The 16,078-nt window shown below is 40.0% G+C and carries 13 protein-coding genes; 6 read left to right on the top strand and 7 right to left on the bottom strand.

All coding sequences use genetic code 11. The features are described 5' to 3' along the window. The first annotated feature begins 695 nt into the window (after positions 1-695). The 6 genes from TI10_RS11820 (at position 696) to TI10_RS11795 (ending at position 7,097) form a co-directional block, all read left to right on the top strand. Complete coding sequence (locus tag TI10_RS11820) at positions 696-1,928, top strand: MFS transporter (RefSeq protein WP_049583560.1); 1,233 nt, start codon at positions 696-698, stop codon at positions 1,926-1,928. Further along, entirely contained in the window at positions 1,894-2,289 is a 396-nt protein-coding gene (locus TI10_RS11815; RefSeq protein ID WP_049583559.1) for a ParB N-terminal domain-containing protein, read from the top strand. Before TI10_RS11820 ends, TI10_RS11815 begins: the two co-directional genes overlap by 35 nt. Then, positions 2,282-3,478, top strand: coding sequence for a SidA/IucD/PvdA family monooxygenase (locus TI10_RS11810; protein ID WP_049583558.1), 1,197 nt, complete (start codon positions 2,282-2,284; stop codon positions 3,476-3,478). Before TI10_RS11815 ends, TI10_RS11810 begins: the two co-directional genes overlap by 8 nt. Positions 3,479-3,593: 115 nt before the next feature. Beyond that, on the top strand, positions 3,594-5,450 hold the full coding sequence (locus TI10_RS11805; RefSeq protein ID WP_049583557.1) for an aminotransferase class I/II-fold pyridoxal phosphate-dependent enzyme: 1,857 nt from the start codon (positions 3,594-3,596) through the stop codon (positions 5,448-5,450). Then, a complete protein-coding gene (locus TI10_RS11800) occupies positions 5,447-6,121 on the top strand; it encodes a formyltransferase family protein (protein WP_049583556.1) in 675 nt (224 codons plus the stop codon). Before TI10_RS11805 ends, TI10_RS11800 begins: the two co-directional genes overlap by 4 nt. Positions 6,122-6,272: 151 nt before the next feature. After that, on the top strand, positions 6,273-7,097 hold the full coding sequence (locus tag TI10_RS11795) for a Cof-type HAD-IIB family hydrolase (RefSeq protein ID WP_049583555.1): 825 nt from the start codon (positions 6,273-6,275) through the stop codon (positions 7,095-7,097). A 96-nt stretch (positions 7,098-7,193) separates the two neighbouring features. Here the strand turns inward: TI10_RS11795 and kdpE are convergent, their stop codons facing one another. From kdpE to TI10_RS11760, 7 genes are all read right to left on the bottom strand, one after another. Further along, on the bottom strand, positions 7,194-7,859 hold the full coding sequence (gene kdpE, locus TI10_RS11790) for a two-component system response regulator KdpE (RefSeq protein WP_175445347.1): 666 nt from the start codon (positions 7,857-7,859) through the stop codon (positions 7,194-7,196). A gap of 23 nt (positions 7,860-7,882) precedes the next feature. Continuing rightward, positions 7,883-10,582, bottom strand: a complete 2,700-nt coding sequence (gene kdpD / locus TI10_RS11785; protein ID WP_049583553.1) for a two-component system sensor histidine kinase KdpD — start codon at positions 10,580-10,582, stop codon at positions 7,883-7,885. Between the two features lie 9 nt (positions 10,583-10,591). Next, a complete protein-coding gene (gene kdpC / locus TI10_RS11780) occupies positions 10,592-11,173 on the bottom strand; it encodes a potassium-transporting ATPase subunit KdpC (protein WP_049583552.1) in 582 nt (193 codons plus the stop codon). Positions 11,174-11,184: 11 nt separating this feature from the next. Then, on the bottom strand, positions 11,185-13,251 hold the full coding sequence (kdpB, locus tag TI10_RS11775) for a potassium-transporting ATPase subunit KdpB (RefSeq protein ID WP_049583551.1): 2,067 nt from the start codon (positions 13,249-13,251) through the stop codon (positions 11,185-11,187). A 20-nt stretch (positions 13,252-13,271) separates the two neighbouring features. Then, on the bottom strand, positions 13,272-14,978 hold the full coding sequence (kdpA, locus tag TI10_RS11770; protein WP_049583550.1) for a potassium-transporting ATPase subunit KdpA: 1,707 nt from the start codon (positions 14,976-14,978) through the stop codon (positions 13,272-13,274). Beyond that, positions 14,979-15,068 carry a K(+)-transporting ATPase subunit F gene (gene kdpF, locus TI10_RS11765; RefSeq protein ID WP_049583549.1) on the bottom strand — a complete coding sequence of 30 codons (90 nt, stop codon included), beginning with the start codon at positions 15,066-15,068 and terminating at the stop codon, positions 14,979-14,981. It lies immediately after the preceding gene. Positions 15,069-15,432: 364 nt separating this feature from the next. Then, positions 15,433-15,813, bottom strand: coding sequence for a hypothetical protein (locus TI10_RS11760; protein WP_049583548.1), 381 nt, complete (start codon positions 15,811-15,813; stop codon positions 15,433-15,435). Positions 15,814-16,078: the final 265 nt, after the last annotated feature.

The following is a 16,078-nucleotide window of genomic DNA, read 5'->3' as shown; positions in this document are numbered from 1 at the left end:
ATGCATCTTGAAATCCATAGGGTATCGTATTAAATGAGTTGAGATGATAAGACAGTTCTCTTTGTTTGAATATACCATTACTCTCATTAAGGAAATTAAAGAATAAACTCATTACTAATCCTAATTTTAGTTGGTGAATATTTTGGGCCCGTGAAATAGTTTCCAGTTTTAATCTCAGATGGCTTCATATAAATCTATAAATAATAATTATCCCTACCGGAGTTTAGCTATTAAACTAAGATCCAGTTTTATTTATATATTTCACTTTGAATATAATATTACAGTTTATTTTAGGGTGAGATTAAGCTGAATTTCTCAGTTGATTGATGACTATTTGAATAGATAAATATTGAACTGAAAGGTTTTTATCTGAGATTAAAGGCCCTTTTTACCTGCGTTTTTGCCTGTTAAAGTACAAGGTACTTATGTCATTATGTTGCTTACTAACATCACTAGCATTTGCTCTACGTTTAACATGTAACAAAAATGTCATATTCTGTTTGCAATTAACATCTGTTTTGATAATATATTAAAGATAAATTATATACCATTGGGTTTACTTTATCGTACAGATCGTCCTAGTGCTTTCCTCTACATTTTATTTTTGTAGGGGCGAGTGGGTTTTATGTGATTCCATAAATATCTCAAATGATTGGTTTAAAAGATATCAATATAAATAATATAAGAACATAGCAATGAAAAATTTTTCTCTTAATAATTATACATCCATACCGGCATGTATATGGGGTCTATTCCTGGGGACTTTTGTAACAAGATCAACATCAATGATGGTATGGCCTTTTATATCCATCATATTATATACAAAGTTCAATTTTACTGCATCGATGATTGGATTAGTTCTCTCTTTATCCATTGCGATCTCATCAATATTAAGTTTTTATGCAGGTTACTTCTCTGATAAAGTCGGCCGGGCTAAAATAATTGTCATTGGATGTCTTATATCTTCATTGGCATATTTAATATTATGGTTATCTGAACATCAGTCTGGTTTTATTATTGGCACTTTATTAGCGAATATCTCCTGGGCGCTTGTAAATAATCCAATAAAAGCAGTTATCGGTGATATTATCGAGGAAAAGCAGGTAAGGGAGAATGCCATGTACTTAAGGTATTTATTTCTAAATGCTGGGGCGGTAGTCGGGCCTTATTTAGGAATAAAATTAAGTCTGGACATTAATTCTATTTCTTTTCTGATTGTTTCGGTATCCTATGTGATTTTTATGATCCCTGTCTATCTGTTTGGTAAGAAAATAAAAATAAACTTAACAAATAATGATGATTTTAAAGGAACGATAAAGGTTTTATTGAATGATCGTGTGTTTTTAATGCTGGTCATAAATAATATTCTCATGATGTTTGTTTTTGGTCATTTTGATTCAACTTTGCCACAGTTAATTACTTCATTAGGGTTTAATGGGTATACTGAGTTTATTGCTTCGCTTATTATGTTACATGCGATAACCATCGTCGTTATGCAGTTACCGTTTTCCATGTTAACCCAAAAAATGGAGTTGGAAACTAAAATAAATATAGGGTCTGTATTACTCATTTTATCTGAATTAATGTTCTTTATTTCATTCAAGTATTATGATGTTTATTTATTGTGGTATATAGCCGCGTTCACCATGAGTATCAGTCAAACTATTTTATTTCCATGTGTGAATGTTTTTATCGATCGTTTGGCGCCAAATGATTTACGTGGCGCATATTTTGGTGCAGCGTCACTTTATAGTATTGGCTTTTCTATATCTCCATTGGTTGGTGGTACTATTATTCAATTATTTAATGGTGGAGTGTTATTTCAATTATTAGCTATATTAAGTGTGTTGATGTTGGTAATTTTCTGTCGGATGTTTAAACTAAGGGATAAACATGAAATTAATATTAGAAGAAGTCTCAAATCTTAGACCAACTGAATTACATTGTCCTGTTCGTGTTGAGCAGTTAATAAAGAAAGTTAAACTTGAAGGTTTTTGGACTCAACCAATCTGGATTGATGAAGCAACGAATGTGGTTATTGATGGTCATCATAGACTTGAATTAGCCAAAACACTAAAATTAAGTTGTATTCCTTGTTTAGCATTTGATTATGAGAAGGAACTATTGGTTTATTCCCGCAATGAGGATAAAACAATTAATCACAGTGATGTTATTAAGGCGGGTTTGGATGGGCAACCTCTTGGTTATAAACAGACTCGTCATGAGTTTGCCGGGAATGTTATTGAAACACAAATTTCGTTAAAAATGTTAGGGTTTGTCAATGAATAAGCAGTTTTATGATGTGGTAATGTGTGGTGCGGGGCCTGCAAATATTTCATTAATCCCGGATTTATTAAAAGATGAAGCCATAAATAATTGCCTGATTTTAGAAAAAACAGAGATGGTTGGTTCTGGGTCATTAAAAAAATATAAGATTACCGCGAACTCTTTAGGTAGTGTATTTTTAGAGAAATTTGACGGCTGTGATGATGAACTGAGTCAATATATAAGATCAACATCAGAGTGGGAATATTTTAGCGCCAATAAAGATAAACCAGTAGAATTGAGATTTGTCGGCCAATATTTGGAGAGAATTGCACGCTTTATTCAGGAAAATAAATATGGTGATCGGTTTGACGTTTTAACTGGTGCGGAAGTAAAAAAGATTAAACAGAATGAAGATGGTAACTATGATATAACTTATCATAAAAATAATGAAGATTATATTGTATCAGCGCGAAAAGTACTGTTTAATATTGGTGGAAGTCCAAATAAATCCAGATTATTACATAATAGCAAGAATATTACATCAGGTGATTTCATTAAAGGTGTTTATGATGAGGCCATTAATAGCGATAGTGTAAGAAGTATATCAATATTGGGTTCGTCACACAGTTCTGTTTCTTGTTTGATTAGGCTTATAGAGCAATTAGAATTTGCAGGAAAAATAAATGTTTTTGTGAATAAAGATTTCAAGTTGTTTTTTGATTCACCTTTAAGTGCAGAATCTTATGATTATGACTTCACGCAGGAAGATATTTGTCCTTTAAGTGGTCGGGTTAATCGATATTCAGGTCTGAGATATGATTCTTTTGCTTTTGCACAAGAAATTAAAGAAAGAAAATATAACAATATTTCTATCTTGAATATTTCAGAAATTTCTGATGATGAAATTATTAAACTCATTAACTGTGATGATTTACTTATTCATTGCACAGGGTATCATTCTAAACTTGTTGAAATAATTGATGAAAATAATATTCCCATTGAATTTAAAAGTGATAGATATGGTTTGCTAACTAATGAAAAGTTAAATCCTATATCAACTTCTGGTGCAGCACTCAATGATTTTCACACATTCGGTCTGGGATCTGGTGTAAAGACTGGCGGTGAAAATGGTGGAGAGGCAAGTTTTCATGGAAGAATTGACGGGGTTTGGGTATATCAGCATGTTATATATGACATCGTATTTAATTGATATTTAATTCAATATCAATTTTATATCATTAACGGACTACATTTTAGGTTAATTCCTATTTAACAATAAAAATAACCTTTTAACAGCCATTTAAAATAATCAATTAAGACTGACTATGAATATAAAAACCGTAATACTTCTCTGTGCCGGAAGAGGCAGTAGATTATCAACTAGAACATCAAATAAACCAAAACCTTTGGTAGAAACAAATCAGATATCATTTATCGATAATGCGCTGAGGAATATCGAATCTGTCGGTATTGAAAAAGTTATTATTGTGGTAGGTTATAAGAGCGATGTTTTAATGTCTCATATTAAACAAAACGCATATAACTTGCATATTGAATTTGTTAATAGTGATAAGTGGGAATCGACGAATAATATCTATTCTTTATATCTCGCTAGAAATTGGATTAAGCAGGATACCCTGATTCTTGAAGGCGATATCTTCTTTACTAAGAAATGCTTAGAAAGTGTAATGTCAAAAGCGGGAGATCTTAATGTACTTGTTTCTCCTCTTAGCCCAAATATGGAAGGAACTTATGCAAAAGTCGATAATGATAAAATCGTTGCGCTAAATTCCACGAAAGATAACAACTATCAGGTTGAAGAAGGTCAATATAAGACGGTAAATATTTATAATATTTGCACCGCTAATTTTGCTGAATATGTTACTAAAGCGTTAGAAAGTTACGTTAATAGTGGAGCGACTGGGTTATATTATGAAGATATATTTAAACAGTCTTTGCTGAATAATGTGGCTGAATTTAAAGCCAGTATTGTTGATAATTCTCAATGGTATGAAGTAGATAATACTTATGATCTTGCTATTTGTGATTTCATTTCAAGTAATAATAAATTAGAACTTGTGCAAAACAGGCACGGTGGTTACTGGCGTTATCCCATTATTGACTTTGGTTTAATTTATAATTTCAACTTTCCACCTAAGAAATTGAAAGATGAAATAAAGAATAATTTTGATGAAATATTGTTAAATTATCCTGGCGGGAATCGTTTAGTCGAACATGCTTTGTCTGAATTTATTGGGATAGAAAGAACACAATTATGTATTTCAAATGGTGCCGCTGAGATAATTAAACGGCTTCCTGATGTTTATACAGGCAAAGTATTAGTCACTGTACCTTCATTTAATGAATATGCTAATTGCTTTGGAAAAGCAAGAACGATATATAGTTATACCAAAGAGCATCAGCATTTTGAGATAGATATTGATGAAGTACTAACTTTGGTAAAGGAAGAGCAACCAAGTGTGGTTGTTATTGAATCACCTAATAACCCGACAGGTAAATTGACAGCTATTGATAGCCTGTTATATTTGGCTGGCGAATTGTTGACATTAAATATCGACTTAGTTGTTGATGAATCTTTCTTAGATTTCTCTAAAATGCGTGATGACACAATGTTAAAGCATTTAGATAACTATAAGAATTTATCTGTTATTCGAAGCATGAGTAAAACCTTCGGGATTGGTGGTATTCGTATAGGATATATTGCCACGGCAAATCAAGAATTACTTAGTAAAATAAGAGCAGTGTTGCCAATTTGGAATATTAATGGTTTTGCCGAAGAGTTTCTATTAAGACTACCTCAATATAGAGAAAGCTATAAATTAAGCTGTGAACAAGTGATTAGTGATACGTTAAAATTACAGCAGGAATTAAACTCAATAGAGGGTATTACTGCATTTGAGACAGACTCTAATTTTGTTTACTGTAAATTGCACATTTCTGATGCAAATACTATTTCACGGTTACTTTTAGATATTCACGGGCTATATGTAAAAGAGTGTTCTGGTAAAGGAAATTCAGACTCTGATCTCTATTTACGTATTTCTTGCAGAACACAAAGCGATAATGAAATTTTAATAAATGCATTACGTACCATTATGCAATGGCAAATAAACATTAATGACATGAAGTCGATTAAAGAAGTTAAAGAGGTTTGCGAATGAATAATCCCAAAACAGTGGTAATTTGTGGTAAAGGAGAATTGGCAATTTTCATTTGTCAGTATTTCTTAAATCATAAAGACTATAAAGTATCGTATGTGGTGGCAGATAAATTCGAACCTGTAAGCACTGATCAGACGTTAATCGATTTCTGTTATCAAAATAATATTTCTGTTATTGAAGATAATAAGGTTGAAAATCTACCAGGCTATGAAAGTGGTGATTTCACTTGCGATTTATGTTTTGTCGTATTTCATAAGCGGATATTGCCTTTAAAATTCATTAATTCGTGTAAGAAAATATTAAATATTCATTTGTCTTATTTGCCTAAATATCGAGGCGTAAGACCGGTTAATTGGGCTTTGAAAAATGGAGATCAGTCTCATGGTGTGACGATCCATGAAATCAACGAAGGTATTGATGCTGGTCCGATTGTGAATCAGATCTCATTTTCTATTTACCCTGAATTTGAAGAGGTCATTGATACTTATACGCGGGCTATTAGCTATGCCAGACAATTATTTCTTGACACGATGCCAATATTGGAAAAAATAGCACCAAGACCTCAGATTGATTCAGAGGCAACAATTTATTATGAAAAGGATAATCATAGTCTGGAAGAACGGATGACATTTACCAAGCAGGCATCGCTCGAATTACTTAATAAAGCTTAGATAATATACCCTATGGATTTCAAGTTGCATCGCGACGGCAAGGGAGCGAATCCCCGGGAGCATAGATAACTATGTGACCGGGGTGAGTGAGCGCAGCCAACAAAGAGGCAGCTTGAAAGATGACGGGTATAACTAAATACTGGAACGCTCTATGTATAATCTCATTGCCACAGATCTCGATGGGACGCTTCTACTTCAAGGAGATACAATTGGTAAGTTTACCCGCAAGGTGCTTACTGATTTATCAAGTATGGGAAAGCAGATCGTATTTGCAACGGGTAGACATCATGCTGATGTAAATTCCATTATTGGTGATTTTGATATCCCTGTGCATTTGATTACGTCGAATGGCGCTAGATTAACCAGTGCTTGTAAGAACCTGGATATTAGCCAACATTTGCCAAGTCACGTAGTAAAAAGAGTGATTGAAGCAACTCAGGCGGATAATGACTTAGTGATCAATATGTATTGTGGCACTCAATGGCTAACCAGTGAAGTAAAGCATAATTTTAGCGATTTTAGTCAGAATGATAATTTCAATCCAATATTGAAGCATGTTGATGAAATGCCTTGTGATGCGGTTGAAAAAGTTTTCTTCATTCATAAGAGTAGAGATCATGATGCATTGGTTAAATTAGAACGTCATTTAATTGATCTCTTTTCTGATAATATTAATGTCGCTTTTTCATTCCCTTGGTGTCTGGAGGTAATGGGTAGTGGTGTTTCGAAGGGGCAAGCTTTAATTCAACTCGCTGGGTTTCTTGGTATCCCAATTGATAAAACGATTGCGTTTGGTGATGGTATGAATGATGTGGAAATGCTTTCAACCGTCGCTAAAGGGGTCATAATGGGAACGGCGCATAATAGGGTGAAACAAGCTCTTCCGGGTGCCGATATTATTGGTTCTTGCGGTGAGGAGTCTGTCGCCCATTATTTATCTGAGAATATGTGTCAGGCGAGTAGTTGTATTCTGTAATTGTCTGAGCTGAATTTCTTTAAAATAAGGGTGTTAATTGCCTGAGGTTCGAGCAACGTTTTTATCTGAAACGTTGTTCGTGGTCAGCCTCAGGTATTAAGGCATAAATCGATAACCAATACCGGTTTCAGTCAATAAATGTTTTGGTCTGGTTGGGTCGGTTTCCAATTTTTGCCGTAAATGCCCCATATAAATCCGTAAGTAATGGTTGTGTTCAACATAATTAGGACCCCAAACTTGGTTGAGTAATTGGCGTTGGGTGAGTACTTTGCCGCTATTTGCTAATAATTCGCCTAGCAACCGGAATTCAATCGGGGTGAGATGCAGTTCTTCATCATTTTTGGTAATTCGGCGGTTAACCAGATCGACAACCACATCAGAAAAATGGACGATCGATTCTTCTTTATTAGTTCTGGCAAAACGACGTAAGGCAACCCGGACTCTTGCCAATAGTTCACTGATGCCAAAAGGTTTACTCAGATAGTCATCGGCGCCAACATCCAATGCCGCAACTTTATCCGCTTCTTTATCACGGGCAGAGAGAACAATAACGGGAATTGAACTCCATTGGCGCAAGTCACGGATCAGATTAATACCGTCACCATCCGGCAAACCCAGATCAAGAATAATTAAATCAGGTTTACGAGTTCCTGCTTCAATCAGGCCCCGTTTCAGCGTATCACTGTCAAATACGCGATAGCCTTCGCCTTCCAACGCTAGCCGGACAAAGCGTCGGATCTCTTTTTCATCTTCAATAATCAAAATGGTGTTATTGCTGGTAATGGTTACATCTCCTCAGTCATCTCTTCAATTTCTGGTGGTTTTTCTAACGGTAAAACAAAGTGAAAACTTGCTCCACCTTTTTCGTTATTGGCCGCCCAAATCTTTCCTTGGTGGAGTTCAATGATTGCCCGGCAAATTGCTAATCCAAGGCCCACGCCCGGAATCGCAGATTCTTTGCGAGCGCGGGAGAATTTATCGAAAATTAACTGTTCTTGTTCCGGCGGAATGCCTTTACCTGCATCCCAAACTTCAATATGAATTTGATTTTTTTCTGTTATCGCTTTAATGCCCAGCGGTGTTTGCTCATCGGTATATTTGATTGCGTTTTCCAACAGGTTGATAAATACCCGTTCCAGTAAACTGGCATCGCAATGCAACAGTAAATCGGATGGTAGGGAAACCGCGACTGGATGACGATTGAGCGCATATTCCAGCGAACGCAAGGTACTGCCGACGATCTCTTCCAGCGATTGCCATTCCAGATTGAGCTGAATTCCTCCCGATTGGATACGCGCCATGTCCAGTAAATTGTTAACCAGACGGGAAGTGCTGAGAATTTGTTGGCGGATCTGATTCACCTGTTTGGTGTGTGGCGAGCCTTCAGCGGATAAATCCAGCATCAGGATTTCCGCTTGTCCGAATAGAACTGTCAGCGGTGTGCGTAGATCATGGGATAAAGCTGCCAGAAGCGAGTTACGTAACTGCTCCCGCTCTGTATCCAGTTTAGCGGATTCTGCCCGGCGCGAGAGTTGCAATCTTTCCAGTGCATTGGCGATCAGGCCGGTAAATGTTTGCAGTAATCGCTGTTGTTCAGGGATCAGTAACTGGCGCAAATAGGATGGTTCAATAGCCAATACAGCCAGTGTCTGAGAAGGTGTGGCGATAGGTTGTAGTTGGTAAGGTACGCTAGGTAGAGTATCTGTTCCCGCCCCGGCCGGCAGATTTTTATCAAAACTCCATTTTGCAATAGCGTCATCAATCAGCATATGGCCGCCATTATTTGTCGTCAGTTGATATAAGTTGCCATCCTTATTGGGTAAAAAGAGGCCAGTTTTAGCCTGAAAACCATTAGTAAGAAAATGGTAGCTGGTGCGGGCAATATCTTCTTCATTCAATGCCCGGCTTAGTTCACGAGTCATTTCATAGAGATTGCGGGTTCGTTGTTCGCGGTAACGGGCAATTCGCGCCTGATATCTCATGCCCGCGGTTAGGTTTCCGACGACGACACCCACTATCAGCATGACACTAAAAGTTAGCAGGTACTGCATATCGGTAACAGCAAGGGACCAGTGAGGCTGTACAAAGAAGATATCGAAGCTAATGACATTAATAAAAGCGGCAAATATTGATGGCCGGCGTCCGTAAAATAGCGCAATGATAACGACGCCAAGCAGATAAAGCGTGACAAGATTGGCTTTATCGAGGGTCAGTAAAAACGTTCGGGAGAATAGGGTGATCAGTGTGCAGAGCGCAATGGCGATCAGACAACCTTGAACCTGTGCTCGCCATTTTTCACTGACAGAGCGGTTGTCCTGCTCTTTATCTGATTGTCTGCGTTCTTCTAATGCGACAATGACCAGATCTAAATCTGGCCCCAGTTTTCCCAGTCGGTCAGCAAAACTTGGACGCCATTGCCAGCCAAATAGCTTCTGTTTGGATGTACAGCGACGGCCTATCAGAATTTTGCCGAGGTTATGCTCTCTGGCATAACGTAATACCGCTTTTTCTTTGTTTGAATCGGAAAGTGTCGCGGTTTCAGCGCCCAATTCATGGGCTAATCTGAGTGCTTTTAAAATAGTGCGCCGTTTACCTTCGGGTAATTGGTACAGTTTTGGGGTTTCAACATAGATTGCATGCCAGATACAACCTAATCGGGCGGCAAGGCGAGCGGCCGTGCGAATGAGTTTTTCATTACCTGAGCTGTTACCAATGCATAGCAAAAGATTATCACGGGTATGCCAGACCGGTTCATGCCCTTGTGTGTCGCGGAAAGCCCGCATTTGATCATCAACGCGATCGGCTGTACGACGTAAAGCCAGTTCCCGTAATGCAATCAAATTACCTTTGCGAAAAAAATGTTCAATGGCGCGTTCAGCCTGGCTAGGGATATAGACTTTACCTTCATTGAGTCGCTGGCGCAGATCATCTGGAGGCAGATCAACCAGGACAATTTCATTCGCCTGATCAAAGATATGATCAGGGACGGTTTCCCTGACCCGGATACCCGTAATATCACCCACAACATCATTGAGGCTTTCCAGATGCTGAACGTTGATGGTAGTTAGTACATCTATGCCAGCCTCAAGCAACTCTTCAACGTCTTGCCAGCGTTTGGGATGACGGCTGGCGTGGGGATTACTGAATGCTAATTCATCCATCAAAATGATGGCCGGGTGGCGGGCAATGGCAGCATCAAGATCAAAGGCGGTGATTCTGCGCCGTCGGTAGTGGATCTGTTTAAGGGGCAGTTGCGGCAGGCCAGCAAGTAAAGCGGCAGTTCCCTGCCGCTCATGAGTTTCTACTACGCCGATAACCACATCCAGCCCTTGGGCGCGCAATCTTTGCGCTTCTTGCAGCATGGCATAGGTTTTTCCCACGCCAGCGCAGGCACCGAAAAATATTTTTAATTTACCGCGCTGTTTCTCATTAACCAGCGTCAGTAATTCATCAGGGTCAGGGCGCTGTGGTTCGTGTTGATCCATATTCCAGCCTTACTGTTTTTTCTTTTGCAAATTATCAAGGGCAAAATTAAGTTTTAACACATTAATCACTGGCTCACCGAGGAATTCCGATGGTGGCGGCTCAATATTATCCCTGATTAATTGCTTTATCACTTTAACCGGTAAACGGCGTGCCTCAGCGACCCGCTGGGCTTGAAAGTCAGCGGCTGCGGGTGAAATATGGGGATCAAGGCCGCTAGCGGATGCGGTTACTAGATCAACCGGCACAGGAATGTCTGGTTGGCGGTTAAATTGACGCAGTTGCTCAACTCTGCGTTTGATTTCATCATCCAATATCGGGTTGGAAGTCGCTAAATCGCTGCCGCCAGAGGCCATTGTGTTATAGGGATAATCTACGGTAGCGGAAGGGCGTCCCTGAAAATAGATCGCTTTAGTGAACGGTTGACCAATCAGTTCAGAGCCAACGGTTTGACCATCGTGTTTTACCATAGAGCCTTGTGCTTGATAAGGAAACAGCAACTCTGACAAACCTGTCGCCAGCAATGGATAAGCTACGCCGGTAATCAGTGTCAGAAATATCAACAACACAACAGAAGAACGTAACCAAATCATTTTCATCACCTTTATTTAAGTATCAGCAAAGTCAGCAACATATCTATCAGTTTGATGCCGATGAAAGGCGCTATCAGACCACCCAAACCGTAAATCCACAGGTTGCGGCGTAAGAGCGACAAGGCATTCATTGGCCGATAGCTCACACCTTTTAGAGCCAATGGGATCAAGAAAATAATGATCAGTGCGTTAAAGATAACTGTCGATAAAACCGCCGAGGAGGGAGAGTGCAGATGCATAATATTCAAGATATTTAATTGCGGATAAGTGACAGCAAACGCCGCCGGGATAATGGCAAAATATTTTGCGATATCATTGGCGATACTGAATGTGGTCAGAGAACCACGTGTCATCAACATCTGTTTACCAATGTGGACGACTTCAATCAGTTTGGTTGGGTTGGAATCCAAATCCACCATATTGCCGGCTTCTTTGGCTGCCTGAGTGCCTGAATTCATAGCAACAGCAACATCGGCCTGAGCAAGTGCAGGGGCATCATTAGTGCCATCGCCTGTCATAGCGACCAGACGACCTTCGGATTGATATTGGCGGATCAGCGCCAGTTTGGCTTCGGGGGTAGCTTCTGCCAGAAAATCATCTACTCCGGCTTCTGCGGCAATTGCGGCCGCAGTCAGACGGTTATCGCCGGTAATCATAACGGTCTTGATTCCCATACGACGCATTTCACTGAATCGTTCTTTAATGCCGCCTTTGACAATATCTTTCAGTGCGACAACTCCAAGGACTTGCTGATTTTCTGCGACAACCAGCGGGGTACCCCCTTTACGTGCCACTGTCTGTACCAAAATTTCCACAGCTTCTGGGAATTTTCCGTGATTGACTTCAATATGGCGGCGGATGGCATCGACGGCACCTTTGCGGATCATACGGTTTTCCACATTAACGCCGCTCATTCGAGTCATGGCGGAGAAAGGCACAAAAGTCGCGTTCAGTGAGCGCAGATCACGTTCACGCAGATTGAATCGCTGTTTTGCCAGAATGACAATGCTGCGGCCTTCTGGTGTTTCATCGGCTAAAGAAGAGAGTTGGGCGGCATCTGCCAACTGTTGTTCCGTCACGCCGGGAACAGGTAAAAATTGGGATGCTTGGCGATTCCCCAAGGTGATGGTACCGGTTTTATCCAGTAGCAGCACATCCACATCACCCGCCGCTTCAACGGCTCGTCCGCTGGTGGCAATAACATTCGCGCCTAGCATGCGGCTCATGCCTGCAACACCAATTGCAGAAAGTAAACCACCAATAGTGGTAGGAATAAGACAGACTAATAACGCTATCAATACCGTGACGGTGATAGGTTGACCAGATTGGTTAGTTTCCACGCTGAATATTGAAAATGGCAGCAGGGTGGCACATACCAATAGAAAAATGATTGTCAGAGCCGTTAATAGGATAGTCAGTGCGATTTCGTTTGGGGTTTTACGACGTTTAGCTCCTTCCACCATTGAAATCATGCGGTCAAGAAAAGTTTCACCGGGATTAACTGAACATTCGACCACCAGCCAGTCAGATAGTACATGTGTGCCGCCAGTCACAGAGGAAAAATCACCGCCAGATTCGCGGATAACTGGGGCAGATTCTCCGGTGATTGCACTTTCGTCAACCGAAGCGCCGCCTTCGATAACTTCACCATCGCAAGGGATAGTTTCACCGGCTTCAATAATGACGATATCCCCTTTGCGCAGGCTGTCAGAAGGAACTTTCTCTCTGGCTGCATTACGATTGGTTGAGGTGAGTTTAGTCGCCCAATTGGTTTTCCTTACCCCTTTAAGGCTGGCCGCCTGAGCTTTGCTTCTGCCTTCTGCCAGCGCTTCGGCAAAGTTAGCGAATAGCACAGTAAACCACAGCCATAAGGCAATGCTGCCGGTGAATAACGCATTTCCCTTGAATTGACCTGCTAGCATAGCGATCCATAAAATGGTGGTTAACCCACTGCCTAGATAGACGACAAACATCACTGGGTTACGCCATTGTGCGGCCGGATGACATTTTTTGACTGAATCAATCAGGGCATTACGAATTAAAGCGGGCTCGAATAATGTCTGTTGCTTGTTTGTCATGATATTCCTCTCTTTGGCTCTTATCGGGCCATTAGCCAGATTTGTAAATGTTCAATTACCGGGCCAAGGATTAGAGCCGGAATAAAAGTCAACGCACCGATTAGCATGATGGTCAAAATCAATAGACTGATGAACAGTGTGCTGTAGGTGGGGAGTGTACCGTTGCTGGCAGGCTGGCGTTTTTTTACGACCAAAGAACCGGCAATAGCAAGCACTGGCAGGATCATGCCAAAGCGACCTAAAAATAAGATGATGGCTAGTAACAGGTTGTAGAACATACTGTTGGTACTGAGGCCCGAAAAAGCACTGCCATTATTGTTGGCAGCGGAGGAGAGGGCATAGAGCACTTCACTGAAACCGTGAGCGCCGGGGTTCAAAATACCGGCACGTCCACTGGTGGTGGATATGGCAAGCGCTGTTCCTAAAAGAGCCAGCGTAGGGGTAACCAAAATCGCCAGCGCCACCATTTTTATCTCGAATACTTCAATTTTTTTACCGAGATATTCAGGCGCACGGCCTATCATTAAACCGGCGATAAAAACGGTCAGCAGAACGAACAGTAACATACCGTATAAACCGGAACCCACACCGCCAAACACCACTTCGCCAATTTGTATCAACCACATTGGGATCATGCCGCCAAGCGCAGTGAAAGAATCATGCATAGCATTGACTGCTCCACAGGAAGCGGCGGTTGTTACTACCGCATAAATTGAGGTTGCGAGGATGCCAAAGCGATTCTCTTTACCTTCCATATTGATATTACTGTTGGCGCCTAACAGACTGAAATGGGGATTTCCTTTCAGTTCGGCATACATGACGCCTACGGCGGCAATGACAAAGATGATGCTCATTGCCCACAATAGAGCGTGCCCTTGACGGTTATCGCCAACCACTTGCCCAAAAGCAAAACAGAGTGCGCAAGGGATCAAGAAGATAGACAGTATTTGAATGAAGTTGCTGATAGCGGTTGGATTTTCAAAGGGGTGTGATGAGTTAGCACCAAAGAATCCACCGCCATTGGTTCCCAATAATTTGATGGCTTCCTGCGAGGCGACGGGGCCCATTGGGATTAATTGCTGTTGGCCTTCAATGGTATGGGCTAATTGATATGGTTCGAAATTCTGAATCACGCCCTGACTGACAAAAACTAGCGTGATAATCATAGACAGCGGTAACAGCAGATAAAGTGTGATACGTGTGATATCAACCCAGGCATTTCCTACGGTTTTGACGCCATGACGGGAAAATGCGCGTATCAGTGCGAATGCTACTGCAATACCGGTCGCCGCAGAAAGAAAGTTCTGCACGGTGAGACCTGTCATTTGGCTAAAGTAACTTAGTGTGTTTTCTCCATTGTATGCCTGCCAATCAGTATTGGTGATAAAGCTGACGGCTGTATTCAGCGCCAGGTCCCATTTGAGTCCTGGGAAATGTTCAGGGTTAAGGGGAAGCGCTTGTTGTGTGACTAAAAGCGTGAATAGCAGTAATAGTCCAGTCAGATTAAAAATAATGATGGCTAATGCGTATTGCCACCAGTTCATTTCTTTGACTGTGCCGCCGGGTTTCTGTAAGCCACAGCAACGCCAAAGGCCAGATTCTGCTTTAGTCAGCCCATGTGGAATATTATCGTCGATCATGTTGGCGATAACATTTCCGAGTGGTTTTGCCAGTACCATCAAAATCAGTAAGAAACTGGCGATCAATAAAAAAGCGGATGCTGCCATTTAAAAATCCTCCGCATGGAGTAGCGCATAAATCAGATAAACCAGTAACAGAGCTACTAATAACGTGCCGGAAATGAAGAATATGCTCACTGCTTATCTCCTGAAAACTTGGATGAATTAAAGATTAGGGAAGGAGGTGCAAAGAAGCTGATAAAAGAGTGAGGGGATGTGTAAAAAAAGTATAAAAATGACAATAAAAGGGTGTTAAGAGGGGCAGCAGTCAAAGGCTATCCCGTTTAGTACTACTCCGTTTAGTACTACTACCGTGTTTCCCTTTTTCAGCAGAAGATACATTTATAGGAAAGTTTAATATTATGGTAAAAGATTTAAGCACTGTTGAGTATTAATATGATTATTAGTATTTAGCAAAAAAATACTCTATATATTAATTTTTTTAAAAAATACTTAATTAACCTATGGCTTTTTTTCGGGAAAAATAAGCCATGGATTTTCGTCAATTTAAAGAGTTGACTATTTCTTCAAATGTTGTCTTTGAGTCTATTGTCTGATAGAAGCCATTTTCGACATGCATTGGCGTAATTATATTGGTATTTTTCAATATTGGTTTATTATTAAAGAAAACAGATAGTTTTTTTCCTACGTTTTTCTTTATAAGGAGATTAAATGGTTTACTGCAATGAGAGTTGTTTTTTACCTTGATGAAAATGGAATAGTAATTATCCCCTTTTTTCGGGGTGATTTCCTCTATGCATAATGGAGTCAAATGAAAAGTTTCGCCATTTGCTTTATAGTCAATAGAAAAAGAATGTTTTTTGGAGACGCAACCTGAAATATTTGTTATTAATATCAATAACATGATGGTTAATATCTTCATCTTTCCTCCTATTACCTGTTATAGTTAATCCACGATCATTCTGGAAAAATAGTATGCTTCAAAAGCTTACCTCATTTTTCCGTGCTCATATAATAATTATCAATGAAAATTTTCTATTGGCAATCTCAGCTTCTATTTCCAGAATCAGAAGGGTATTTTCACATGCCTATATTGTTATCTGTAGGCAATGGGATTATCTATTGAGTCCAATCCATTCCTTGAGCAGAGTGGAGCCAATGATGACAGGAGTAGAATCAAGGATTGT

Origin of the sequence: Photorhabdus luminescens subsp. luminescens (genome assembly GCF_001083805.1) — a bacterium.
Taxonomy (GTDB): Bacteria; Pseudomonadota; Gammaproteobacteria; order Enterobacterales; family Enterobacteriaceae; genus Photorhabdus; species Photorhabdus luminescens.
The sequence above is the reverse complement of the archived record's forward strand: the minus strand, read 5'-3'. Positions and strand labels throughout refer to the sequence as shown.